General features: G+C 64.5%; 16 protein-coding genes and 2 pseudogenes. 9 read left to right on the forward strand and 9 right to left on the reverse strand.

Annotated features, from left to right (window positions below; all coding sequences use genetic code 11):
- Positions 1-50: 50 nt before the first annotated feature.
- The 4 genes from ACYQ26_RS19755 to ACYQ26_RS19770 all read right to left on the reverse strand — a co-directional run bounded on the left by ACYQ26_RS19755 (position 51) and on the right by ACYQ26_RS19770 (position 5,673).
- Complete coding sequence (locus ACYQ26_RS19755) at positions 51-437, reverse strand: DUF7971 family protein (RefSeq protein WP_459810593.1); 387 nt, start codon at positions 435-437, stop codon at positions 51-53.
- 61 nt (positions 438-498) lie between these two features.
- Positions 499-2,994 (reverse strand): methyl-accepting chemotaxis protein, encoded by a 2,496-nt coding sequence (locus ACYQ26_RS19760; protein WP_459810594.1) that lies wholly within the window; start codon positions 2,992-2,994, stop codon positions 499-501.
- Positions 2,991-4,238: an ABC transporter substrate-binding protein gene (locus ACYQ26_RS19765; protein WP_459810595.1), complete on the reverse strand. Its 1,248-nt coding sequence runs from the start codon at positions 4,236-4,238 to the stop codon at positions 2,991-2,993. The genes ACYQ26_RS19760 and ACYQ26_RS19765 overlap by 4 nt, the downstream gene beginning before the upstream one ends.
- A 1,252-nt stretch (positions 4,239-5,490) precedes the next feature.
- Positions 5,491-5,673, reverse strand: coding sequence for a hypothetical protein (locus ACYQ26_RS19770; RefSeq protein WP_459810596.1), 183 nt, complete (start codon positions 5,671-5,673; stop codon positions 5,491-5,493).
- Positions 5,674-5,705: 32 nt separating this feature from the next.
- On the opposite strand from ACYQ26_RS19770, the pseudogene ACYQ26_RS19775 reads away from it, so the two are divergent.
- From ACYQ26_RS19775 to ACYQ26_RS19785, 3 genes and pseudogenes are all read left to right on the forward strand, one after another.
- Positions 5,706-5,936, forward strand: a pseudogene (locus ACYQ26_RS19775) (ATP-binding protein); the annotation flags it as partial.
- Positions 5,937-6,020: 84 nt separating this feature from the next.
- Positions 6,021-6,482, forward strand: coding sequence for a response regulator (locus ACYQ26_RS19780; RefSeq protein ID WP_459810769.1), 462 nt, complete (start codon positions 6,021-6,023; stop codon positions 6,480-6,482).
- The gene (locus ACYQ26_RS19785) at positions 6,479-8,224 is read left to right on the forward strand and encodes a bacterio-opsin activator domain-containing protein (protein ID WP_459810597.1); all 1,746 of its coding nucleotides are present in this window, start codon (positions 6,479-6,481) and stop codon (positions 8,222-8,224) included. The genes ACYQ26_RS19780 and ACYQ26_RS19785 overlap by 4 nt, the downstream gene beginning before the upstream one ends.
- An 18-nt stretch (positions 8,225-8,242) precedes the next feature.
- On the opposite strand, the gene ACYQ26_RS19790 is transcribed toward ACYQ26_RS19785, so the two are convergent.
- Positions 8,243-9,262 carry an LLM class flavin-dependent oxidoreductase gene (locus ACYQ26_RS19790; RefSeq protein WP_459810598.1) on the reverse strand — a complete coding sequence of 340 codons (1,020 nt, stop codon included), beginning with the start codon at positions 9,260-9,262 and terminating at the stop codon, positions 8,243-8,245.
- Positions 9,263-9,359: 97 nt separating this feature from the next.
- Complete coding sequence (locus ACYQ26_RS19795; protein ID WP_459810599.1) at positions 9,360-9,956, reverse strand: HdeD family acid-resistance protein; 597 nt, start codon at positions 9,954-9,956, stop codon at positions 9,360-9,362.
- Between the two features lie 309 nt (positions 9,957-10,265).
- Between ACYQ26_RS19795 and dpsA the strand changes: the two genes are divergently transcribed.
- Complete coding sequence (gene dpsA / locus ACYQ26_RS19800; protein WP_459810600.1) at positions 10,266-10,811, forward strand: DNA starvation/stationary phase protection protein DpsA; 546 nt, start codon at positions 10,266-10,268, stop codon at positions 10,809-10,811.
- A 125-nt stretch (positions 10,812-10,936) separates the two neighbouring features.
- On the opposite strand, the gene ACYQ26_RS19805 is transcribed toward dpsA, so the two are convergent.
- Positions 10,937-11,347, reverse strand: coding sequence for a metal-dependent transcriptional regulator (locus ACYQ26_RS19805; RefSeq protein WP_459810601.1), 411 nt, complete (start codon positions 11,345-11,347; stop codon positions 10,937-10,939).
- A 327-nt stretch (positions 11,348-11,674) separates the two neighbouring features.
- Here ACYQ26_RS19805 and ACYQ26_RS19810 point away from each other — a divergent pair, with 327 nt between their 5' ends.
- From ACYQ26_RS19810 to ACYQ26_RS19820, 3 genes are all read left to right on the forward strand, one after another.
- Positions 11,675-11,803: a hypothetical protein gene (locus ACYQ26_RS19810; RefSeq protein ID WP_459810602.1), complete on the forward strand. Its 129-nt coding sequence runs from the start codon at positions 11,675-11,677 to the stop codon at positions 11,801-11,803.
- Between the two features lie 54 nt (positions 11,804-11,857).
- The gene (locus ACYQ26_RS19815) at positions 11,858-12,778 is read left to right on the forward strand and encodes a 2-dehydropantoate 2-reductase (RefSeq protein WP_459810603.1); all 921 of its coding nucleotides are present in this window, start codon (positions 11,858-11,860) and stop codon (positions 12,776-12,778) included.
- Positions 12,779-12,911: 133 nt separating this feature from the next.
- Complete coding sequence (locus ACYQ26_RS19820; protein WP_459806279.1) at positions 12,912-14,084, forward strand: ISH3 family transposase; 1,173 nt, start codon at positions 12,912-12,914, stop codon at positions 14,082-14,084.
- A 294-nt stretch (positions 14,085-14,378) separates the two neighbouring features.
- Here ACYQ26_RS19820 and ACYQ26_RS19825 read toward each other — a convergent pair whose 3' ends face one another.
- A complete protein-coding gene (locus tag ACYQ26_RS19825) occupies positions 14,379-15,656 on the reverse strand; it encodes a Cdc6/Cdc18 family protein (protein ID WP_121571058.1) in 1,278 nt (425 codons plus the stop codon).
- Positions 15,657-16,744: 1,088 nt separating this feature from the next.
- A pseudogene (locus ACYQ26_RS19830) lies at positions 16,745-18,292 on the reverse strand (type B DNA-directed DNA polymerase); the annotation flags it as partial.
- On the opposite strand from ACYQ26_RS19830, the gene ACYQ26_RS19835 reads away from it, so the two are divergent.
- Both ACYQ26_RS19835 and ACYQ26_RS19840 read left to right on the forward strand, forming a co-directional pair.
- Positions 18,261-20,894 carry a PD-(D/E)XK nuclease family protein gene (locus ACYQ26_RS19835; protein ID WP_459810604.1) on the forward strand — a complete coding sequence of 878 codons (2,634 nt, stop codon included), beginning with the start codon at positions 18,261-18,263 and terminating at the stop codon, positions 20,892-20,894. The pseudogene ACYQ26_RS19830 and the gene ACYQ26_RS19835 sit on opposite strands and share 32 nt — an antisense overlap.
- On the forward strand, positions 20,887-24,525 hold the full coding sequence (locus ACYQ26_RS19840; RefSeq protein ID WP_459810605.1) for a UvrD-helicase domain-containing protein: 3,639 nt from the start codon (positions 20,887-20,889) through the stop codon (positions 24,523-24,525). Before ACYQ26_RS19835 ends, ACYQ26_RS19840 begins: the two co-directional genes overlap by 8 nt.
- The last annotated feature ends 2 nt before the right edge of the window (positions 24,526-24,527 follow it).

The raw sequence follows: 24,527 nt of genomic DNA on the forward strand, positions 1-24,527 counted from the left end.
GCCTACACTCGGTGGGTGCAGCCGCGTGCGGCCAGCCGGGCGCGCCGGCGTTAGAGATCCTGCAGCCGAATCCCGTCCTGCACGAGCCGCGCGTTGCGCTCCCGCTCGAGGTGCTCGGCGAGCTCCTCGTGGTCGTACAGCTGGGCGACCACGTCCGCGTACAGCGTCCGCCACGTGAGCGCGTAGATCGGCGACTGACCCCACGCGCGCAGTTCGGGCACCAGTTCGTCGTAGGTCTCGTAGCGCTCCTCGAACCGGTCGATCGCCTCGAGCACCTTCCCGGCCGCCTCGCGGTCGTCGTCGGCTTCCTCGATCGCCTGGTTGAGCTTCTCCTCCCAACTCGCGACCGCCTGCTGCATGTCCGCCGCGGCGGCCTCGTCCTCGTCGGGCAGTCGCTCGAGCAGCGGTTGCGGAACGCCGAGTGAAATGTCTTCCATGCGAAAACGTAGCGCGGCCACCGGCAAGAAACCTGAGGTCGCGGCCGGCGATGCGGAGCGGCTACTGCGGCGCGACCGTCGTCGACTCGTCGGCGCGAGCGGTTCCGTCGCCGTCCGACGTCTCGAACCGGTCGAGCCGCGAGGACAGCGCCGCGGCTTGTTCGGCGAGGTCCCCGACGCTCTCGGAGACCTGCGTCAGCGAGGCCGTCTGCTCCTCGGCCGCCGCCGAGACGCTCTCGGCTTCGCTGGCGGACTCCTCGCTGCTGCTGGCGACGTCGTCGACCGCGGTGACGACCTCCGCCGTGGAGTCGGCCTGGTCCTCCGTCGCCGCGGAGATTTCCTGCACGCCCTCGTTGGTCTCGTCGGCGTACTCGGCGATCTCCTCGAGCGATTCGACGGCCGGCCTGACGGTCTCGGTCCCCTGCTGGACCCGCTCGCTCGTCTCCTCGACGACGTTGACGGACTGATCGGTCCGCTCGCGGATCGTCTCGATGCGGTCCTCGATTTCGGCCGCCGCCTCCTTCGCGTCCGCAGAGAGGCTCTTGACCTCGTTCGCGACGACGGCGAACCCGTCGCCGTCCCCGCCGGCGTCGGCCGCCTCGATCGAGGCGTTCAGCGCCAGCAGGCTCGTCTGGTCGGCGATCTCCGCGATCGCGTCGACGAGTTCGTCGACCTGTTCGACCTCCGCCTCGAGCGAGCGGATCGTCTCGACGGCGTACTCGGCGTCGCTCTCGACGGCAGTCATCTCGTCGATCGCCCGCTGTGCGGCCTCGCTCCCGCGCTGGCTCGCGTCGACCGTCCGTTCGGCGGCGGTCGCCACGTTCGTCGCCGTCGAGGCGATCTCCTCGGTGCTCGCCGAGAGGTCCGACATCTCCGACTCGATCGTCTGGAGCTGGACGCTCTGGGTCTCGGCGACCTCCGAGATCTGCTGGACGGACTCCGCGACCTGCTCGCTGGCGGTCCGGACCTGCTCGCTCGAGGCCGTGACCTCCTCGCTCTGGGCCGCGACGTCGACGGCGAACTGCTTGACCTCCTCGACCGCGCGCTCGATCTCGGCGAGCATAGCGTTGAACTCCTCGCCGATCTCACGCATCTGCTCGTTGTCCGTGTCGACGGTCGCCCGGACGGTCAGGTCGCCGTCCGCGGCGGCCCGCATCGTCTCGCCGTACCGGTCGGCCGTCCGCTCGAGTTCCGCCGTCACCTCGGCCATCCGCTCGCGCTCGGCTTCGGCGTCGGCCTGCGCTTCCTCGGCTTCTGCCTGCGCGCGTTCGGCCTCGGCCTGTGCGGCCTCGGCGTCCTCCTTGGCCTCCCTGGCCTCGGTGATCTGCGTCTTGAGGGTCGTCCGCATCTCGTCGAACGCCTGATAGAGGCGGCCGACCTCGTCGATCCGATCCGTCTCGAGGTCGACGGCGAGGTCGCCGTCCTCCATCCGCTCGGCGCGGTTCCGCAGGTCCTGCAGCGGCGTCACCGTCTGGCGCGCGAGGACGAGTCCGCCCAGCACCAGCGCGACCAGTCCCGTTCCGATGATCGCCAGCAGGCTCTTGCCGACGGCGCTGCTCGCGGCGAACGCCTGCCGGGTCGGGACCGTCGTGACCGCGACCCAGTCGTTGTCCGCCGTCGCCGCGTAGGCGGTGACGAGGTCGCCGTCGCGCTCGAACCGCGTGCCGTCGCGGACGGTGCCGAGTTCCTCGACGATCCGCTCGTTCGGATCGCCCTCGAGGTCGCTGCTCGCGAGGACCGTCTGACCGTCAGTGTCGACGATCATCGTCTCCTGGTCCTCGTGCAGTTGCCGCAGTCCGTCGACGCGGTACTCGATCGTCCCGACGACGACCGCGATCCGCGCCTCGTCGCCTTCGACGGGGCTGGCGAAGGACATCACCTGGTCGTCGAGCGTGCCGTCACGGTAGGCCGTGTCCGACTGCCAGACGTCGTTTGCCGCCGTCAGGTCGACGCCCGGTTCGATCTCGGTCCAGGGCTCGTCGACGCTGTCGAGCGACTGGCCGCGGAGTTCGCCGTTCGTGCTGGTCAACACCCGATCGTTGTTCGTGTCCACGACGTGGATCGCGCGGATGTCGACCGGTAACGCGGCCTGGGACTGGATCACGTGCGCTTCGGTCGTCTCCGCGTCGGTTCCGGCCAGCTTGGGCGACGACGAGAGCGACCGCGTGTGCGACTCCATCGAGATCGTCCACTCGTTGATCGAGTCGGCGTGCATGTCGACCGTCGCCGTCAGCTGCTGTTCGGCGTCGCGCTCGACGGTCCGCTCGGCGTCGACGTAGCCGGCCGCGCCGACGGCCGAGAGGACCACGACGATCGCGACGATCGAGATGACGAACTTCGCGCGGTAGCTCCCCCGCACCACCGACGGCACGAGCGGCTGAACCCGCCGCTCGAGCCTCGAGACGAACCGCTCGATGGAGCCGGTAGAACTGACGTCGGTGTCGGTATCGGGCGATGCGGCGGTGTCAGTGCCGGGCGATGCGGCGTCGTCACCGTCCGCCTCGAGAGCGGCGTCGGCCTCTCCGCCGCGACCGCCACCGCCGTGATCGTCGCTCATTGGGCCACCTCCTCGGGCGTCCGTTCGTCGATAACCTCGATCCCGTCGCTCCCGAAGGTGAAGTACTCGTACTCGACCGAGCCGCCGTCGCCGTTCTCGTCGAACTCGATCTCGCCGGCAGCGCCGCGGTACCGAACCGGCTCGCCGGCCGCCGCGCGTTCGATCCCCGCGGCGAGATCACCCGGAAGCACCTCCTCACCGTCGCCGGCCGTGACCTCGCGCATCCGCGCCGCGATGGCGGCGCCGTCGTTCGCCCCTGCGGCGGCGTTCGCCAGCAGGATCGCCGCCGCGGCGTCGTAACAGTTCGCCGCGAACAGTCCGGGGTCGGTGTCGTACTCGTCGCGATATAGCGAAGCGAACGCTTCTCGGCCGGGGCCGTTCGACCGCGGCGCCGTGCCGTAGGCGTCGTCCATCGAGCGGTCGACGCCCTCGAGGACCGCCTCGTCCTGCAGCCCGTCGCTGACAAACAGAATCTCGTCGTCCGCGTGCTCGGCGTAATACTCCCGAAGCAGCGGAATCCCGCTCTCGGGGTAACAGATCAGGAACAGAATGTCGGGATCGTCCGAAAGCGCCTTCGACAGCGGCTCCGCGTACGACTCGCCGGGCGTGAACGACACCTGGTGTTGGATCTCGCCGTCGAACGACGCCGAGAACGCGCCCGAGAGCTGCCGGCCGTAGTCGCCGGCCGCGTAGATCGTCGCCGCCGAGTCGGCGTCGTGTTCGATGACCGCGAGCCGGGCCGCGATGACGGCCTGCAGCGAGTCGTCCGGCGCCGTCCGGAACGAGTACCCCCGATCGTTCAGGATCGACATCGTCGGGGACGTGCTCGCCGGCGAGCAGGAGACGACCTCAGCCGGAATCGTCGCCTGTTGGGTCATCTGCAGCGAGACGTCCGATCCCGCCGCGCCGACGATGGCCGGATACCCCTCCTCGATCAGCCCGGCGGCGGCGTCGACCGCGGCCGTCGGCGACGTCTCCGAGTCGGCGACCGTATGGTCGATCTCGACCGGGAGCTCCGACGCCTCGAGTTCGGCCGCCGGTAACGCCGCGCCGTTCGTGAGCGTCCCGCCGAACGACTCGAGTTCGCCGGACAGCGGCAACACGGCGCCGTAGCGAAGCGTCCGGTCGGACAGCGACGGTCGATCGCGACCGTCGTCGCCGTTCGCGCTACACCCGGCGACCGCCGCCGTCGCACCGCCGGCGAGGGCCGCCAGATACTGCCGTCTCGATGCGTCGCGTCTCATCGTCCACCCCGTCGAGGGGGGACACCCTTCCTACTCCGCGTCCAAACCATAGTCAACCGTCTGCAGTGTCAATTTTCAACGTTTTGGCCATTCAGGCGTATAGGTACCTACTATCACACCCAGAACGCGGATACGATGACAAAATATCCGGAGATATAACGAATTTTCACGAAGTATCGAATCGTTCGGTGTGCGATGCGGTCGATTGGAAGCGTCCGCAGTACCGCAGTCCGGCGCGATCCCGTCGGTAGCGGCCGTCGTCCGGTACAGGAGGCCGTCCGACCGGCCGGATGAGACGGACGGTCGATCGAAGCGGCAGTCGGATTCCGTATCGTAGTATATGGTTTATCGCGGCAGATGCGTCGAAACGACGAGACAGCGAGGGATCGGCGCGTCAGGGCGTACGGTGGCAGATACCAATCGAGACGACCGCCTCGGCCCGCGCGAAAGGCCGAGAACCGTCTCGGAAGTCGTCGCCGATGCAGCCTGCCGCGTCCCTCGGAAACTGCGGGTCGGCGATGGGCGCGCGAGGTTCATGGGCAGGTAAAACGACGCCGCCGTGAGAACGTCGTCCCGCGGTCCCGGCCGAATAACGACCGGGCGCACTTGTCGCCACGGCTCGAGGCCGCTCGTTCGACGGGGCATGCGTCCTCCACTGAACGGACGAGCGGGTCCCGCGACCGGGACGTCGCTCTGTCCGTGCGGTCAGCCGACGAGAGGCGCGTCGAACGGCAGACTCGCTCGCGCTGCGGCGATACTGAGATCGAATGCGACCGGTGCGACCGAATCGTGGGGATACGCAGCGGGGAGTTGCACTGAAAGCGGCGCCGTTCCGTGCGCTCGAGGGCACACGCTACCGTCCTTCGATCCAAAGGGAACGCCGCTCTCAATCGCCGTCCGCGCGAACAGGTGTTCCGAGTCCGCCTCGCGGAACCTCCTCACGAGTACACCGTACGGCCGTATACGACGGAAGTAGGGAGGGACGACCGCCACTCGATAAATCTCATATCGCGATATAGAATCGGCCCGAAGCCTCGAGCAGTGCCCCGACGGGAAACCGAGACGGCCGCGTCGCTACCGGATCGACCGCCGACGCGAACGCGCAACGGTTCCGATCGGACGGGTCGAAGCGTTCGGCCGGAAACATAGTCCGAGCGGCCTGAAACAGTCGCTGCGTGATGTTTCGAGCATTACATTTATACTCGACAGCGGACTTGTGAGTAGCAATCGATTCATGGCAACCGCCGATCCCTCACCAGGCCAGCTTCGGTCCCGCGTCCGGCACCGGGAGGTCGTCGCGGACGTCTGCCCGGACCTCGAGATGCGGATCGAGGAGACCGACGCCGAGCTCGAGGTCGGCGGACCACCCGGCGGTCCGCGGCGATCCCGGCCCGCTGCGGCAACTGTTCCGGACGCTGCTCGATACCGCGGTCACCTACTCGAGGGGAGAAGACCTCACGTATATCCGTGCTCACGGCGTACGAAGATACAACGTGGGTCATTTCAGTTCGCGATCAGGGGATCGGGATCGATCCCGACGACGTCGACCGCATCTGCCGCGCGTTCGATCGATTGCACAGCGTCGAGGAGTACGACGGCGCGGGCGTCGGCCTCGCGCTCCGTCAGCGGATCGCCGAGCGCCACGGCGTTCGAACGAGCGAAGCGAGTTCGGCAGACGCGCTCCGCGAGCGTGCCGGCGGGGAGATTCGGGTCGATTCGGCGCCCGGCGAGGGATCGACGTTCTCGGTGCACTGCCGACGCGAACCGAACGGGAGGGCGACAATGAGTGAATCACGACGCGGCCAACCGGAACCGGCGCAAATCCTGCTCGTCGAGGACAACCCCGGCGACGTCCGGCTCACCGAGGAGGCGTTCAAGCAGGGCCGGATCGAGAACGACCTCCACGTCGTCTCCGACGGGACCGAAGCCCTCGAGTTCCTCGAGCAGCGCGGCGAGTTCGCCGACGCGCCGCGGCCGGACCTCGTGCTGCTGGACCTCAACCTGCCGCGAACGGACGGCGAGGAGGTCCTCGAGGAGCTCAAGAACGATCCGGAGCTGCGCTCGATCCCGGTGATCGTCCTGACGAGTTCGCGGGCCAACGAGGACATCGCCCGCTCGTACGAACTGCACGCGAACGCCTACCTGACGAAGCCGGTCGATCCGGACGAGTTCATCGAGACCGTCCGCGCGTTCGAGAAGTTCTGGTTCTCGGTCGTCCGGCTGCCCCCGGAGGTGGAATCATGAGCGAAACCGACGCGTACACGTCCGCAAGCGACGACGAGGCCGAGACCGACGCCGGCGATGCGACGCCCGCCGAACGAGACACGAACTCGGCCGACGCCGAGGAAACGCTTCGCATCCTCCTGATCGAGGACAACCCCGGCGACGCGCGCCTGATCGAGGAGATGCTCAAGGACACCGAGGAGCTCGCACAGCGGGTCAGCCCCGACGAAGCTGCGGGCCGGACGCCCGAGATCACCCGCGAAACGCGCCTCGAGGACGGCCTCGCGACGCTCGAGTCCGCGTCGACCGACGTGGTGTTGCTCGACCTAAACCTGCCCGACAGCGCCGGCCTCGAGACGCTCGAGGCGGTCCACGAGGAGAGCGAGACGACGCCGATCGTCGTGCTGACGGGCGTTCGCGACCAGCAGGTCGGCGTCGAGGCGATCCAGCGGGGCGCCCAGGACTTCCTCGTCAAGGACGAGGTGACGAGCGAGCTGCTCGTCCGGACGATCCACCACGCGATCGAGCGGGCCCGCCAGGAGTACGAGCGACGGCGCCAACGTGAACAGCTCGAGGCGCTGAACCGGCTCAACCGGATCGGCCACGACATCACCCACGCGGTGATCACGACCGAGACCCGGGCCGAACTCGAGCAGCGCGTCTGCGATCGGCTCGCCGAGTCCGACGCCTACCGCTTCGCCTGGATCGGCGGCGTCAACCCCGGCAGCGACCAGGTCGTCCCCAAGGCCGCGGCGGGCGTCGAAGACGGGTACCTCGAGACCGTCGAGGTCAGCGTCGACGAAGACGAACCCACCGGACAGGGGCCGTCAGGAATAGCGATCCGAACCGGCGAGGTTCAGATTTCGAACGATATCCAGACCGACGCCGGGTTCGAGCCGTGGCGCGACGAGGCCCGGGAGCGGGGCTACCGGTCGTCCGCCGCGATTCCGATCGTCCACGAGGACCTCGTCTACGGCGTCCTAAACGTCTACGCCGAATCGCCGCGGGCGTTCACGGGGCCGGAAGAGGAGATCCTCTCGCGGATCGGCGACATCATCGCCCACGCGATCACGGCGATCGAACGGCGCGACGCCCTGGTCAGCGACGCCGTCGTCGAACTCGAGTTCCGGGTCGAGGAGATGGCCGAGGAACTCGTCGACCTCTCGGCGACGGAGTCGTGTACGATCGAGATCGAACAGCTCGTCCAGGGCGACGAGACGCTGCTGGTCTACGGGTCGGCGACCGGCGTCTCGCAGGAGGAGTTCGAGGAGACCGTCGCCGAAACCGAGGGGATCGACGACGTGCGGTTCCTCGCGGCCAGACGCGACGAGTTCGAGTTCGAGCTCGTGGCGCCGACCGCCATCTCGCTGTTCGAGACGATCGCGACCCACGGCGGGCGCGTCGAGTCGGCGCGGATCTCCGACGGCGAGTTCCGCTTCGTCGTCGAACTCCCGCGCGGCCGGGACACGCGCCAGATGATCGAACTCATCAAGGAGGAGCGGTCCGACGTCACCTACCTCGCCCAGCGAACCACCGAGCGCAGCGAACCCAGCGGTTCGGGCTCCGCCTCGGTCCTCGAGGAAGATCTGACCGAAAAGCAACGGGCGGCCCTCGAGACGGCCTACTTCGCGGGCTACTTCGACTGGCCCCGCGAGAGCACCGGCGAGGAGATCGCCGACCGGCTGGGGATCGCGCCCGCGACCTTCAACCAGCACCTCCGGACGGCGGAGCGGAAGTTCTTCGATTCGGTGCTCGGCGAGTAAGGCTCGTTTTTCGCGCTTCTACAGCCCCACGCCCTCGGCAAGCAACTCGTGGGAGCGGACGACGTCCTCGTGCTCGGCGATCGTGTTCTGCACGACCACGCTATCGACGCCGATCCGATCGGTAAGCTGCTCGAGCAGCGCCGAAAGCGTCTCCGGGCTGCCCGAAATCGAGCGCGACCATTCGCCCTCGGGAAGCGGGTTCGGCGTCGGCTCCGGCACACCGCCGAGTTCGTCGATCGCCGCCTCGACGGTCGGGGGAGAGCCGACCTCGCCGCGTTGTAGCCGCCTGTAGGTCGCCTCGGCCGTCGCTCGCTGCCGGGCCGCCTCCCGGTCGGTCTCGGCGCAGGCGACGTTGATCGCGAGCATTCCCTCGGGGCTGTCCGGCCCCGCACCGACGTCCGAGGGCTCGAACTGCTCGCGGTACGTCTCGAAGGCCCGTTCGGCGAGATTCGGACGAATGAACGCGGCGAAGCAGTACCGAAGGCCCAGTCGGCCGGCGATTTCGGCGCTCGAGGGACTCGAGCCGAGGACCCACACCTCAGGAACGTCATCGGCCGAGCGGGGGAGCGAGAGATCCGCATAGGGGTGGTCCGCGGGGAAGCCGTCATAGAGGTGGCTCACCGTCGCCTCGATCTTCTCGGCGTGGTCCTCGTCGGGATCGTCCCTGTGCCGGTCGGTCCCCAGCGCCTGATCGGCCGCGGGGATGCCGGTAGCGCGGCCGAGGCCGAGGTCGACCCGGCCCGGCGCCATCGCGTCGAGCGACGCGAACGTCTCGGCGACCTTGAACGGCCGGTAGTGGTTGAGCAGGACCGTTCCGGAGCCGATCCGTATCGCGTCGGTTTCGGCCGCGAGGTGCGCGATCAGCGTCTCCGGCGTCGTGCTCGCGATGTGGTCGGCCATCCCGTGGTGTTCGGCCACCCAGAACCGGTCGTAGCCGAGTTCTTCGGCCCGCTGGGCGAGATCGACCGTGTTCGCGTACGCGTCGGTCGCGGTCCCGTCCTGCGGAACGGGCGCGAGATCGACGATCGAGAGGTCCATACCGGCCGTCGGAATCCCGGCCCCAATAATCCGTTCGTCGCGGCGCCCGTTGCCGTCGCTCGAGGCTGTCGGGGACACGGGTCACGATAAAAGAAAGTCAGGCGCTGCGCGGTTCGGTCGCGGGCGGCGTCGACTCGTCGACGCGGCGGGCCGAGATAGCCACGATGCCCATCGAAAGGCCGGTCATGAACAGGCTGACCCCGACGAGGAGGCCGAGCGCCCACGAGGCAGTGGCCGGGAAGCCGGCCCAGAGGAGGCCGGCGAGGACCAGCGAGATGACGCCGCTGGCGACGATCGAGCCACGGCCCGGCTGGCCGGCCATGCGCAGTCCCATCCACGTCTCCGCGACGCCGTCGGCCAGCAGGTAGCCGATCAGCACGAGCGTCAGGGTCACGAGGCCGACCGCCGGGTTCGCGAAGGCGACGAGACCGGCGACGATCGCCACGACAGCGAGCGCGGCCTGCCAGAGCCGGCCGCGCCACCCGCGGGCGGTAACGGCGTGCGCGCCGTGGACGACGCCGCTCAGCACGAGGAGCGCGCCGAGGCCGATCGTCAGCGAGAGGCCGGTCGCGAGCGGGAACGCGATCGCGAGAAGCCCGAGGAGGGCGACGACGCCGCCCGCGATCGCGAGCGTGCGCCAGCCGTGCGCGAGGGAGTAGCCGTACGATTCACCGTCGGTTGTGATCGAGTTCATTTGATTCACCGAGTATAGATACGCCGTCCGTGGAGATAAAACGAATATACGATTTGACAGTAGTTCCCGAGATCGGACCGGTCAGCGGCCGGGAGAGACGCTCTCGAGGCCCGTAGATGAGGATATACGTATTCGACGATTCTCGCGGGTCGGAACTCTATAAATTAAATAGCGATATATAAAATCGGCCGATCGGCGACGGCTGCCGCCCCGATTGCGCTCTCGTTCGCGACGCAGGTTTAGGTCGTACGAAAAATTATAAGAATATTGAAAAGTTATAAGAGGGTACGGGACCAAGCTGTAGTTGTTATGAACACGCAGAAGACCGTTCAGCAGGAGGCCGGCACCGTCGAGGAAAACGCGCTGCGACTTGAGCCCGAGAAGGCCGAACAGATCGTTGAGGCGCTGAACCGCGACCTCGCGGACGCGTACGTCCTCTACCACCAGCTCCACAAGCACCACTGGAACGTCGAAGGCGCCGAGTTCCTCGACATCCACGTCTTCCTCCAGGAGGTCTACGAGGACGTCGAGGAGGCCGCTGACGACGTCGCCGAACGGCTGCAGGCGCTGGGCGGCGTCCCGCACGCCAACATGACGACGCTGGCCGAGAAGGCGACCGTCGAGCCCGAGGACGAGGACGTCTACGACATCCGCACCTCGCTCGCGAACGACCTCGAGATGATGGGCGACATCATCGAGAGCTACCGCGAGCACATCGACCTCGCCGAAGGACTGGGCGACCACGCGACCGCCGAGATGCTGCGCGAGCAACTGGTGACGATCGAGGAGCACGCCCACCACATCGAGCACTACCTCGAGGACGACACGCTCGTGCTCGAGTCGGCGACCCAGTAAGGGACTCGCGTCGCCACCGTTTTTTCTGCCGTTCTCGATCGGTTCAGACGGTACTGTCGGAAGCGCCTACGCTACCGAGCGTCGGTGTCGCGGATCGCGAAACCGTCGTCACGAGCCATGGGCCGTCACGATCCCTCGAGGGACGACGAAAGCATCCTGCCGTCGATCGAGTCGGCGCCGTCGTCCTCGAGCAGCGTCTCGGCGACTCGTTCGGTGACGAGAGGACTGACGCTGCCGGCAAGTTCCAGCGCCTCCGCCTCGGGGTCCTCGAGGTCGAGCACCTCGCGGAAGAACTGCGACAGCACGGCGTAGGTCTCGTACAGTTCCGCGGCCGTCTCGCGACCGTCGGCGGTGAGCGTCGCGCCCTCGTAGGGCTCGTACTCGAGGAGGCCGCGCGTCTCGAGTCGCTGGAGCATCTCGGTCGCGGCCGCGGGGGACCGGTCGAGTTCGTCGGCGACGCGGCCCGGCGACACCGGCTCGCTCCCGGTTCGCGAGGCGCGGTAGACGACGAGCAGGTACTGGGACTCGCTCGTCATGCGATTCCACAGGGACGCTCGGTACCGGTTCGGGGGTGTCGCCGCGGGGGTCGGCCTCGCGAACGGCGACGCGTCCGAGCGCGACGCCCACGTCGGTCCGCGCGGCGTCGGCGGTCGGACCGCCACCCGGCGCCGCGGCTGCTGTCCGTCACGGGAACGCCTTCCATGCGTTTTAGGTGTCCCTAAATAACCAAAGTAGTTTCGGATATTAGGTCGACCTAAACCGATCGCGGTCCGACGGCGTGGCCGTCGTCGAACCGGGACGAGACGTCGCGCGAACCGATCGACAGCGAAACGACGAGGAACCTCGAGCGAGAACGGTATCGCGTGACCGACTCGACGGACGAAGACGGCGAGGGCGATCGGCCCGACTATCGGGAGTGCGACCTCTGTGGCGAGTCGGTTCCCGAATCGATCTATCGCGAACACCTCCTCAAGGCGTGTCCCGGCCGCTGACGCGGGGTCGACGGCGCCCGCAATCCCTTTCAGGGATCTCTCCGTACCACCGGTATGAAAACCGCCGTATTCGGGGCCGGCGGCGTCGGGGGCTACCTCGGCGCCCGGCTCGCGGATGCGGGCCACGAGGTCCACTTGATCGCGCGAGGCGAACACCTCGAGGCCCTGCAGTCGGAGGGATTGCAGCTCGAGAGCATCGAGGGCGACACGACGGTCGACGTGCCCGCGACCGACGACCCGGCCGATATCGGACCGTGCGACAACGTGCTGTTCTGCGTGAAGTCGTACGATACCCGCGACGCGGCCGCGGACCTCGAGCCGCTGTTGGACGAGGACACGGCCGTGGTCTCGCTCCAGAACGGCGTCGACAACGAGCGGTGGATCGCCGAGGAGATCGGCGATGAGCACGTCGTCGGCGGGGTCGCCTACATCTTCTCGACGATCGGCTCCCCGGGCGTCGTCGAGCACACCGGCGGCCCGGCGCGGTTCGTCTACGGCGAACTCGACGGGGCGCGGACGGACCGGATCGAGACGCTCGACGACGCGCTGTCGGCGAGCGAGGGCGTCGACGCGGTGCTCGCCGACGACATCCGCGTCGAGCTCTGGCGGAAGTTCGCGTTCATCTGCGCGCAGGCCGGGATGACGGCCGCGACCCGGCTACCAATCGGGGAGATCCGAAACGTCGACGCGTCGTGGTCGATGTATCGCCGACTCATCGAGGAGGTTTGTGCCGTCGCTCGAGCCGAGGGCGTCGACCTCCCCGAGGGGATCGTCGACGAGTGGCTCGAGTTCGCCCGCGATCTGGACCCCGAGATGTACTCGTCGCTCCAGTACGACCTGACCCACGGGAAACCGATGGAACTCGAGGCGCTGCACGGCTCGGTCGTCCGCCACGCCGAGGAAAGGGGCGTCGACGTACCGATGAACGAGGCCGTCTACGCGATGCTGCGGCCGTGGGCCGAGCGGACCGGGTGAGCAATTCGATCACAGGTCGTTCCTCGAGACGAGAAGCGAGGCGGCACCGCTCCGATAGTCGGTACTTCCCGACTGGTGTGAGAGCTGGAGCTAAAGCGTTGGTCTCATGAGGAAGATGTCTGGTTGAGTGAATGTGTTCAGTATCCCTCAGCCAGACGGTGTTCTTTCGGATTCGGACGTGAAAGATTTAGCGGAAGACGTCATCTGCCAGCTCCCCTTGCCAGGGATCGAGGGCTCGCCCCTCGATCCCGGCGATATCTGGGCTGTTGTCATTCTTGCAGCAGTCAATCAGACGTCCATCTGGGAGACGTGCAAGGACAACGACAACGCTGTCTGTGACGATACTGTCATGGACTGGCTACATACGCTCAACCGGGAGTGGCTTGAGCGGGTTGCTAACCGCCTTCTCAGAGAGTTAGCGATGACGATCCTCGACCCTGATCGGTCGAGGATCGTCTCCATTGACTTCGTCGATAACCCCTACCACGGAACGTACGCCGATGAAGAAGGTGAACTCTGTCGCATGCACGCGAAAGACGGAACAACGACGTGCCACCGGTACTGCACGGCGTATCTCGTCTCGAACGGAAAGCCAGTGACGTTGGCGATGACGTACGTCCGTAGTGATGAGAAAGAGGCCGACGCGGTCGAGCGCGTCCTCGACCGCGTCGAGGCCTATCCCTTCGAGATAGAGCTTCTGTTGGCTGATCGCGGCTTCTACAACGAACGTATTCTGCGCCGCTCACGGGAGGTTGCTGCGACTGTCGTTCCCGTCCAAAAGAAGGGCAAGCGCATGAGGAAGAAGCTGGATACGCACTGCTCGTACATGACAACCTATCGGATGTACAAAGGCCGCGAGCGGGAACTGGAATTCCCGCTCGCGGTCGCTGTGTCATATCACGCCGGAGATCGCGGGAAAAGTGGCGAGGTCGTGCGAGGCTATGTGGCGTGCGATCTGGCCGATCGCACGCCGAAACAAGTCGAACGGCTCTATCGGAAACGGTCAGCGATCGAAACGAGCTACCGTGTATTTCGCCAAGCACGAGTGGTAACGACGACACAAGACCCAATCATCCGCTTCGCGTTCGTCCTGGTTGGATTCCTGTTGGAGAACCTCTGGCTTGTGCTTCGATGGGCGGTCGTCGCCCGCCCCCAGCGGGGCGGGCGCGACCTGCCCGAGGAATTCACGTTCAAGACGTTCTCTGACTGGATCAGACATGCATTAGAGGAAGAGCTAGAGCGGAGTTGGGAGATCGAGATGAACGGAACAGGTGTGCCAGAAGCATACGCGCCGGCCGCGGGCTGAGGTCAGCCCGCGGCCTTGGGCAAGCTCCGGGTGAGCAACAGCATTCGCCTAGAACAGCGTATCTCAGCCTTCTTACTTCACTTCTCCTCATGCGTGGATTCTACTTCCTGTTCACTCAGTTACCACACCGGCATTCACTCCGTTCGTCCATGACTCAGCACAGTTCACGAAGCGACGTTCGGGAAGTACCGATTATTGGGAGTAGAAGACGACCTCGGATCACCCACCCCACGTTTCCGACGTATCGAGAGATACACTCGTGATCAGGGGTGTGGTCAGCGACCGAAACGGGAGCTAGGCCAGGTCTTCCAGCCGGCTGTCCCGGAGGACAGATTTCAGCACGATGCCGGTATCCTGAACCAGCCGATGCTCAAGATAACTGCCTTCACCCCGGCCACCACCGGTCCGAGTTGATTCAACGACACCGAGGAACGCCTGCTCTTTCAACAGCTCATAGACGCGGTGCTCGCTGAGAGTCTTCGCATCAGCCTTCTCTGTCGTCGCTTGATAGCGCTCGTAAATTCGGTTGGTAGAGAATCCATCCTCGTTCGGATTTTCCTCGGTGAGCAGCGCGAGCGAATAGAGGATGAATTTGACCTGTGTCGTCGACCCGCGTAGCAGCTCCTCGAACCGATCGATTTCAGCCCATTCCTGAGCATCGCGAACGTGTTCTTCGACGACTGTATCGACGTTTTCTCGTTCGGCCAGTTCGCCGGCGTGACGAAGAATTTCGATAGCCTTTCTGGCGTCACCGTGTTCTTGAGCGGCTAGTGCCGCCGTCAGCGGGATCACATCATCCGAGAGAACGCCATCGTGGAACGCGTCCCGTCGATGCTTCATAATCTCGCGAAGCTGATTCGCGTCGTAGGGTTGGAAGACGAACTCCTCCTCGCGAAGACTGGACTTGACGCGCTCGTTCAACTGGTCGCGATACTCGATCTTGTTGCTGACTGCGATGACGCCCAGGTGGCAATCCGCTTTCCCCGATTCGCGAGCCCGCGAGAGCTGCATAAGAATATCATCGTCATCGAGTCGGTCCACCTCGTCGAGAATGATGATGACTGACTCGTAGGCAGTATCCAGAATCTCCCAGAGATAGTCGTAGTATTCACCGCTGCCAATCCCTGCGCGCGGAATATCGAAGTCAGTCTCGTCCGTTTCGTTAAGTGAACGAGTTACCGTCCTCGCGACGCGTGTCTGTGTGTTGTGCTGCGCGCAGTCGACGTAGACCGTGCCGACGGACACACCGTTCGACTCCGCGGCTCGTCGCGCTCGTTCGGTCACGTGACGAGCAACCAGTGACTTCCCCGTACCCGTTTTCCCGTAAATAATCACGTTGTTGGGCGGATCGCCACGAACGATCGGTCTGAGTTCAGCAGCAACGGCTTTGATCTCACCATCTCTGCCGACGATACGTCCGCTTTCAGGGACGTGGCCAACCTTCAGCAGCTCCTTTCGAGCGAAAATGTTGGCTCGGTCAGGGTCGTCTTCATCAAAGTCAAAGAGGGGATCGTCAGCGGGATCCTCGTAGCGGCCGTCGAAGTCAGAGAGTTGGGACGGTTCCTCAGCCATCAATATAAGACATCGCGGATGGGACCTACTTAATGATTTGGCTACCTCGACCAGAGTGTAAATCGGGCTATGGTCGTCTTCTGATGTTTTGTCGCTGCCGTATCATCCTCACAAAGGGTCGAGTCGGTCCCGAGTGAAATCGGATTCGGAGCGACAGTTACCGACGCAGACGGGCACCCCCAATCCAGAGTGAAAACGCCGGACTGGAGCGGGTTTGACACACCCCTAGTCAAGAGTGAATAGCCCTCCAGCCGGAGAGCAGAGTACTTGGTTGAGGCAACACCCCTCGTCCAGAGTGAAAGCTCCGGTGTGACGAGTTGGAGTGGAGTGTGGACCCCGAGTGACAGTGACGAGCGTTTGTCGGCACCCCCAATCAAGAGTGAAGACGCAGGCCAGATCTCCAGCCGAAGCAAAGCAGGGTACAGTAGGAACTGTCGGGATTGGGTGTCTTGATTACGGTTGACGAGGGAGATACCAATCCCGATTTCGGCCTTTGATGCCGCTTAGCTGGTTGGCGAATAGTCAGAATGACGATTGTTCCTTCAACGTCTCATAATACACTGACGACGGAATCGAACCCCCACACCCCTCGTCCAGAGTGAAACGCTACGAGAGTCCCTCGGTTGACCGGGCGGAAACCACACGGCGAGTCGGCTGGGAAGTGCCGAAATCACAAGGCGTGAGACGAGTATCCCTCGAACAGCAGTCGTCACACAGTCGAAGCTCCTCTAAACATGCCAATCTGCATAGTATTACCTAGAAGTTTTATTACTACCTATCTCTTACCACTCCCCAAGTGCATTCAGCACAGGGAAGAGGACGAAGGCGGCATTCGTCCGGGTGGTTTCGAACCGTTGCTCGTGTTCGTTGTTCCATTTCCTCCGTGTTCTCACGTCTTAGGCAGTCTTTCCGTGATTCTTGCTGAGCTTCTCCCACGAGAACCCCCGTTTCCCGTGGACCTCACCCCACTCTCTTGATTGGTTTTCACTCTGGACGAGGGGTGTGTGGGCAAAGTATTCTCTCCAGCTCCCTTCCGTGTCTCCACTCAGTATTAACCAACAAATCTCCCGATACCTCGATAGTGTTGGTTAACCTCTCTCAATCTCGGTGAATGCGGTCAAGTCCGTTTCCCGAGTTTCCGCGATCTCGCGTTGAATCTCTGTCCGATCCCAGCCAAGCGGTGCCAGCACACTCTCGACCGCTCTGACGAGTTGCGTCTCGTAGTACGACGCATCGTACGACTCTACCTCTTCGTGGGCCAACGCGACCCGCTCTCGCGAACTCTTCCCGTCGTCGACGACCACGTACTCGATGTCCTGTCCCGGGTGGATAGCGAGGCCCTGGTCCCGAGCCCGCTTCAGCGCCGCCACGTTCTGCGTGTTCTGCGTGTACCCTTCCAGCGGCTTGGAGACACCATTCCGTTCGACGAGCTGCTCGACCGGCACCGTCCCAGCGTGGAGGCGCTTGATTGCGTCCTGGAGACAGTCGAGGACGGCGTCCGGAGATCGAGTCGCGTCGAGCCGTTCGAGACAGTCCCGCTGGACGTCCTCGATGAACGGTGGGGTTGAGCGCTGCCGAGCTTCGATACCGCGTATCTTGAAATCGTCGTCGCCGGCGACCTTCCCGAAGTACTTCGTCAACGCGCCGGCGTCGCTCTCGCGCTGCGGCACAAACGCCACCCAGTCGTAGTGAGCTTCGTGTTCGAGCCGGATCTTGACCTCTTCCGTGATTGCCGTCGCGAGCGTCCCGAGGTCCTCGCGGTCCTCGTCGTCGACGTCGGGGTCCGGAGTCACCCAGATGGAGTCGACGATGCCGTGGACGACGCGCCAGCCGCCGGCTTCCAGCCGCTGTTTCGCCGTCAGCAGAATCTCGCGAGCGAACGCGTTGATTGCTTCGTGGCACTCGATGCGGCCGAATTTCGCGTTGCTGAACCCTTGATAGCCGAAGCAGGCGACGAGGATCCACTTCAGCGCTCCCGACCGCCCCTCGAGTTCCGCTAGGTGGTCCTCGTCGGGGTCGTCCCGTTCCTTCTCGTGACGGATGGCCGCCTTGATCTCGTCGCGAGCGTTGATGATCGGCTGTAGCACGTCGACGAGGTAGCCCCGGTCGTCGCAGATCGAGTACCCGAGGCCGGGGACGTCGTCGCGGTCGCTGTGGCAGCTACACCGGATGACATCCGGCGAGACGTTCCGGGTACAGATGATGTTCGGATAGAGACTCGAGAAGTCGAGTTCGTGGACGTTCTCGTGGAGGCCGACCTCGGGGGCGAAGATGAAGCCGCCACGGTCGGCGTCGTGGAGCGTCCCCATCGGCTTGTAGAACTCGTGGCGCCAGGAGTTCCAGGGGACGAGGACGCCGCGGTCGTGGGCCTCGCAGATCTGGATCGCCGTCAGCACGTTCCCGATCGACGCCCACGCGAGCTCTTGGACGGGCTTCTTTGAGGGCGACACGAGGTCGAGGACGCCGTCGAGGTTCGTCTCTCCGTAGAAGAACGTGTTCGACTCGTCGATGATCGCCCGGCCGGGCACGTTGTACCGCGCCGGCGAGTGACCGACGCGACCGTAGCTCGAGTACGTCGACCGGCTCGCGAGCTGCTGATAGTCGATGTCCGGCCACCGACTCAAGGAGAAGTCGGAACTGGATGTCGTCGTCCTCTCCGGGTATCACGAGTTCCGTCCTGTCGAACGACGCCTCATCGAACGCCTCGTCGACGAACTTCCAATGATCGCGCTGCTGCCGCTCCACCAAGATGGCCGGAGCGGAGTCGACGCCGTTGCGGAGGACGCCTTAGAGGTCTACGAAGCACTTGACTTTGAGACAGTAGAACTCGAGCCCGTCGACGAGTCAGGGCGGGCCTTCGGAACGATCACGGAAGCGCTCTATCGCCCGGACCCCGACACCGTCCCTTCTCCAGACGCTCTGCGATGGCGTGAACTCCCGACGCCCGAGCGCGAGATTCGCTTCGTCGCTCGCGAGCTCCGGACTGAGTTGGCCAATGGTCGCGACCCCGACGACTTGGCCGTCGTCGTCCCCGGGACCGAGGCCTATTCGGGGAACGTCGAGGACACGTTCGATACGTTCGACATCCCGCACGTCACGACCGCCGCCTCACAGCTGAACCGGACGTTCACCGGGAGTGTCGTCCACGATCTCCTGAACCTCGCCGAACCGGATCCGCGGGCCGAGGACCTCACGTCCCTGTTAGCAAATCCACTGGTTGACGTCGTCGACACCGACCAAGCCAACGCCGTCACGGCAGCTGCTCGCCGGCGTGACACGGTTTCTGTGTCACCCCTGCTCGATGACGTCGACGGCGAGTCGGCGGCCCTAATCGAGGAGCTGCTGGCCACGCTAGAGACGCTCCGAACGGAGGACATCGAGGGCGCAACCGAGACGCTCCGACGACTGTTGGACGACCGGTTCGACCTGGAGGCGGCGACAGAGGACTACGCCAGCGGCGCCGAGCAAGCCGTCGAACAGCGAGCCTACGACCTCGTAGACGAGGTCCTCTCCTCGTTCGAGTCGCTGGCGGCGGTCAATAGCGATCTCTCCCCGTTGGCCCTCTTCACCCGTGCGTTCGATGGTGTTCCGATCCGGGTTCCACAGCGCGCTGCTGGCGGTCACGTCGAAGTGATGGGGTTGCTCGACGCGCGGATGCGATCCTTCGAGAAGGTGTTTCTCGTGGGACTGACGAGCGAGCACTTCCCCGTGACGCCGGAACGCCCGGCCTTCTTCGAGGAGATGACCGACGCCCATCCGCGGTTCGACACCGGCGACGAGCGACTCCGTGGCCGCTATCTCTTCGCGACGCTGCTCGCGAACGTCGATGAACTCACGATCACCACACCAGAGACGGGCGACGACGAATCCGCCGTCGTCCGGTCGCCGGTCCTCGACGAACTCCAGCGCGTGACCGGCATCGAACCCGAAGATGGCGTCGACGACCGCGTAGGCTCCCGCGAAGATCTCCAGCGCCACGTCGCTGCAACGGCCGACCGGCGTGCGGCAGTCAGCCGCGCCGGCGACCGAGGTGACCTCTCACCCGAGCAGACCAAGCGAACGGATCGGGGACTCCACTGTGCGGACAACAGGGGAACGGCTGGCCTCTCCGAACACGACGGCGTGTTAGAACCCGAGACCGTCGCTGAGGTCTATCCTCCGTCGGAACGAGAACCCTACAGCGCGAGTCGGATCGAGCGATACGTCGAGTGTGGGTTCAAGTTCTACGCCGAGAAAGTGCTCGGAATCGAGGATCCCGACGACGTTGAGGTCGTCCCTACGCCCCTCGAAACCGGGTCGTACGTTCACGACGTTCTCGAACGATTTTTCGCGGATCTGCAGGACGAGACCGGGGATGGTGTCGATCTCACGGACTTTAACCGGGACGACCTGGCGACGCACCTTCGCGAGATCGCCGTTGAGGAACTCCGGGATGCTGACTTCGAGTACGACGGCCTGTTCTACGAACGGTGGAAGGCGGAGCTGTTCGCGGGCCTGGGTTGGGGCGAGAGCGCTCCGTACCAGGCCGGGAGCAAACCCCACGACGCACCGGAACAGGGGTTGTTCGCTACCTTCCTCGACAACGAACTCTCGCGTGACGGCGCCGCTCGCCCACATCTGTTCGAGGCTCCGTTCGGCGAGGGGCTTCTCGACTCGGATGTTGGGCCGTTCACAGTTGAGCGACCGGACGGCTCGACTGTCTCGATTCGGGGATACATCGACCGCGTTGACGTGGATCGGGATGGCGAACAACCGACGCTCACGCTCTACGACTACAAAACTGGTCGAGCACCGTATATGACGAAGACGACCGGCGGCACGAAGTTCCAACTCCCCATCTATCTGCTCGCTGCCGCCGAGGTCGTCGACGGTGACCTGTTCGCGGAGGGCTCGCTCTCGGCGACGTACTATCAGGTGCGACCGCCAAACGACCTCAAGGTTCCACGCGGCGTCGAATCGAAGTTCGATTCAGAGGCCGAACTCCGCCGGTTCCTGAACGATGTCGTTCCGGAGTGGTTGGGCCAGATCGACGAGGCAATCGGCAACGGACGGTTCCACACGACGCTTCTGTCGGCCAGCGGAGCGAACTGCCGATACTGTGACTACCGTCGGGCGTGCGATGTCCGCCATCACCGCAAGCGGGAGTTCGTCGACGAGGTTCACAAGGACGACGCAGCGTACGTTCCGCTCCGTGTTCGCGACGACGAAGACATCGAGGCGGTGATGAGCGATGACTGAGGAACCCGAGGAGATTCAGCTCACAGAGGAACAGGAGGACGCGCTCGTCCAGGGCCGGAACGTCGCGATCACTGCCGGCGCCGGGACAGGGAAGACGACCACGCTCACCGAGCGGTACGTGACGATACTGGCCCAGAACCCATCGCTCACGCCGGAGAACATCGTCACCATCACCTTCACGCGAAAGGCTGCTGCCGAACTGACCGAGCGCGTTCGGGAGGAGGTGTACGACCGGCTGGAGACTGTCGATTCACCAGAGGCCTACCACCGCTGGCGAAACGTCCTCGACGACCTGGAGGACGGCTATGTCCACACCATTCACGCGTTCTGTACCCGGCTCCTGCGAGAACGGGCCGTCGAGGCTCCGGTCCCGCTCGGCTTCGACGTGGTCGACGAAGACGGTGCCGCGACACTCCAACGCGAAGTCGTGACGGAGTTCCTCGAACGCAACCAGGACGATGACGACGCCGCGCTCCTCGCTCAGCTTTGGGGTCGCGACCAGCTGGTCGATGTACTCACTGGACTACTCGATGAGCGCCCACAGAGCGAGGCGGTCCTCGAGGAGTGGCGTGATGCGGAGGTCGACGACTACGTCGATATCTGCTGGGAGGTCGTTTGTGATCTCGATGTTGCCGACGCCCGACAGACGCTGTATGCGGACGGACTCCTTGAGCGGCTACGCACAGTCGCGGGCCGCGTCGACCGCGAGGGCGCTATCGGCGACGAGGACGGTCTTCGGGCCTACCGGACCTTCACCGAGGTCGCGACGACACTCCCAGACGACTCGGAGGAAAGCGATTCACGCGACTGTCAGCGGGCAATCCTTGAGCTCTACGAGGCCTGTGAGAAGAAGAACGGCGGCCTGTACAGCAGTTCGGGGTACGTCGTCGGTGACCGGGACGATTGGGGTGAGTACGGTGACGTCTACGACGACCTGAAGGACGCCATCGACGCGGTCATCGCGGCCATCGAACCGCACGCGGATGCGGTCGAGACGACGCCGGGGGAACTGGAAGCGAATAGCGCTCACTACGCGCTGGCTCTGATGCGGGTCTTCGACGACGTCCTCGCAACCTACACCGACGAGAAGGAGCGCCGCGATACGCTCGACTTCCCCGACGTGATCGAGACGACCCTTGAGTTTCTGCGAGCCAATGATGCGGTCACGGAGCGGCTTCGAGACCAGTTTGCGGCCGTGATGGTCGACGAGTTTCAGGACACGGACCCGCGTCAGTGGGAGTTGGTCAAGCTCCTCACGGGCGTTGACGAGCAGGCGGCGTCGAACGTCTTCCTGGTCGGCGACGAGAAACAGAGCATCTACGGATTCCGTGGGGCCGACGTGACGACGTTCGGGGATGCGCGCAGAGAACTCCAGGCCGTCAACGAGGCTCGTGGGGTTGACGACGTTCCCGACAGCGATGCCGGGAGTCCGACCGCCCTCGAACTCTCCGGGAACTTCCGGACGCTGGACGAGCCGTTGTCGTTCCTGAACGAGCTCTTCGAGTACCTGTTCCAACCAGAAGGTGATACCCACGAACCCTACGAAGCGCCACCTCAGGGACTGAGTACGCAGCGCGACCGTGTCGAGGACATCGAGGGACTGACCGGGAGTGTCGAGTATCTTGCTGTCCCCGACGATGCCGATACGGCAGCGGAGCTCTTCGGCGACGACCATCCGGTCGCCGAAGGCGCGCTGGACCACACCATCGAGGCCGAGGCACAAGCGCTCGCTGCTCGACTGACCCACCTGTTCGACGATCCGCCGACAGTCCAAGACCCCGATACAGGTGCCCATCGTGACGCTACTCCCGACGACACGGCTATCCTCCTGCGCCGGCGAACTCATCTGGATCGGTATCAGCGCGCCCTCGAGGAGTACGACATCCCCTACACTGTCGTCGGTGGCGTCGGGTTCTACGATACGCCCGAGGTCCAGGCGCTCACGAACCTGCTTCGAGTACTCGGTGACCCACAGGATGACGTCTCCCTCTACGGGATGCTTCGGTCGCCGCTATTCGGATTTGCGGATGATCGCCTCGCACCGGCGGTCGCAGAAGCCGATTCAGTATGGGACGCACTCGCCGAGACGGACGATCCAGAGCTCGCGGACGCGTTCGACCTCCTCACAACGTGGCGGACCCTCAGCGGCTGTGCGACGCCGTCCGAAGATGGCGTCCTCCCGTGGAACCGCCTGCTGTCCCGAGTGATCGACGACACGGGGTATCTGGCGAGCGTGAGTGCTGACGAACGCGGTCTCCAGGCCGTCGCGAACGTCGAGAAATTCCGCGACCAGGTCCGTACTTGGAGCGAGAACGGTGTTCACACAGCTGCCGGGTTGCTCCACCGGATCGACCGCCAAGCAGAGATCGACCCTCGTGAGGGGGAAGCAGATATTCCGGGTGACGCCGAGGGCGTCCGGATTATGACGATCCATTCTGCGAAGGGCCTCGAGTTCCCGATCGTCACCGTCCCCGATCTCGGGAGTGATCTCAACTTCGGCCGCTCCGTCGACGACCATGGCTACGTTCGACTCGTGGGCGGAACTGATGACGCGCCGCCGGTGCCGGCGGTTGGTGGACCGAATCCGGGCGATGCGTTCTCCATCGAGAAGACGGCCGTCCACGAGTACGCTGACCGACGGTCGCGTCCACAGGAGCGGGCGGAGTCGAAACGCCTCCTCTATGTAGCGTGTACACGAACGCGGGATCACCTCCTTCTCTGCGGCACGCACGAGATGGACGTTGGCGAGTCCGGCGATATTGAACTCGGTGAGCCTGCAACCTTCGACGACGCGGACCGGTGGAGTGACTGGCTTCAGCCGTCCCTCCTTGATGGCGATCTCATTGGCCGGGCGATCCGTGAGGGAGAGGCCTGCGGACAGATTGAGGATGCCCGCTATACAGTTTGTCGACCACCAAGGCCGGTCGACTGGCAGGCCGACGACGCTTTTGTCGACTCGGAGTCAAACATTTCGATACCCTCTCCGCCGACTCAAACGTCGGCTAAACGAATCGCTGCAACGACGCTCGTGAACGCGGTCGCAGATGCCACTGCGAACGGTCACAGCTACACCCAGAGCGGCGAGTCAGCTGGACTGAGCCCAACGACATTTGGGACGGTCGTACACAGAATCAACGAACTTCGTCCACCGAGAGACGAGTGGCCAGCGCTCGTTCGGCGTCTGAGTTCAATGGCTGGAGAAGAACCGACGGAGAGTGACCTCCGCGACGTGGTTGACCATGCAACGGATGCAGTCGAATTTGTCAACCAAGTAGAGGACGATAGTCAGCTCGAGGCGACCTACGATGAGTACTCTGTCGTCGCCCGAATCGGTGCATCGCGGATAGTCGGTGATATCGATCGGCTGCTGGTTACCCCGGACGCGTATCACGTAATTGATTACAAGACGAACGACCTGTCGTCGACTTCAACGACCAATCTGGCTAGCCACTATCGACCCCAGATGCTGGCGTACGCGTTGGCGCTCCTCCAGCACGATCCTGACCGTGGTGTTCTTGCCTCGCTTCGGTTTACCGATGTCGGCGTCGAAGAACGGTTCGAATGGGACGCGAGCGAACTCTCTACAATCGAATCTGAGGTTCGTTCTATGGTGGAGATGGTCGTCGATTGACT

Source organism: Halopiger thermotolerans, from assembly GCF_054654555.1.

Bases quoted from the DNA above. Each gene is read 5' to 3' on its own strand.
- ACYQ26_RS19755 (WP_459810593.1), bottom strand. From the start codon at position 437: ATGGAAGACATTTCACTCGGCGTTCCGCAACCGCTGCTCGAGCGACTG.
- ACYQ26_RS19760 (WP_459810594.1), bottom strand. From the start codon at position 2,994: ATGAGCGACGATCACGGCGGTGGCGGTCGCGGCGGAGAGGCCGACGCC.
- ACYQ26_RS19765 (WP_459810595.1), bottom strand. From the start codon at position 4,238: ATGAGACGCGACGCATCGAGACGGCAGTATCTGGCGGCCCTCGCCGGC.
- ACYQ26_RS19780 (WP_459810769.1), top strand. From the start codon at position 6,021: ATGAGTGAATCACGACGCGGCCAACCGGAACCGGCGCAAATCCTGCTC.
- ACYQ26_RS19785 (WP_459810597.1), top strand. From the start codon at position 6,479: ATGAGCGAAACCGACGCGTACACGTCCGCAAGCGACGACGAGGCCGAG.
- ACYQ26_RS19790 (WP_459810598.1), bottom strand. From the start codon at position 9,262: ATGGACCTCTCGATCGTCGATCTCGCGCCCGTTCCGCAGGACGGGACC.
- ACYQ26_RS19795 (WP_459810599.1), bottom strand. From the start codon at position 9,956: ATGAACTCGATCACAACCGACGGTGAATCGTACGGCTACTCCCTCGCG.
- dpsA (WP_459810600.1), top strand. From the start codon at position 10,266: ATGAACACGCAGAAGACCGTTCAGCAGGAGGCCGGCACCGTCGAGGAA.
- ACYQ26_RS19805 (WP_459810601.1), bottom strand. From the start codon at position 11,347: ATGACGAGCGAGTCCCAGTACCTGCTCGTCGTCTACCGCGCCTCGCGA.
- ACYQ26_RS19815 (WP_459810603.1), top strand. From the start codon at position 11,858: ATGAAAACCGCCGTATTCGGGGCCGGCGGCGTCGGGGGCTACCTCGGC.
- ACYQ26_RS19825 (WP_121571058.1), bottom strand. From the start codon at position 15,656: ATGGCTGAGGAACCGTCCCAACTCTCTGACTTCGACGGCCGCTACGAG.
- ACYQ26_RS19835 (WP_459810604.1), top strand. From the start codon at position 18,261: ATGTCCGGCCACCGACTCAAGGAGAAGTCGGAACTGGATGTCGTCGTC.
- ACYQ26_RS19840 (WP_459810605.1), top strand. From the start codon at position 20,887: ATGACTGAGGAACCCGAGGAGATTCAGCTCACAGAGGAACAGGAGGAC.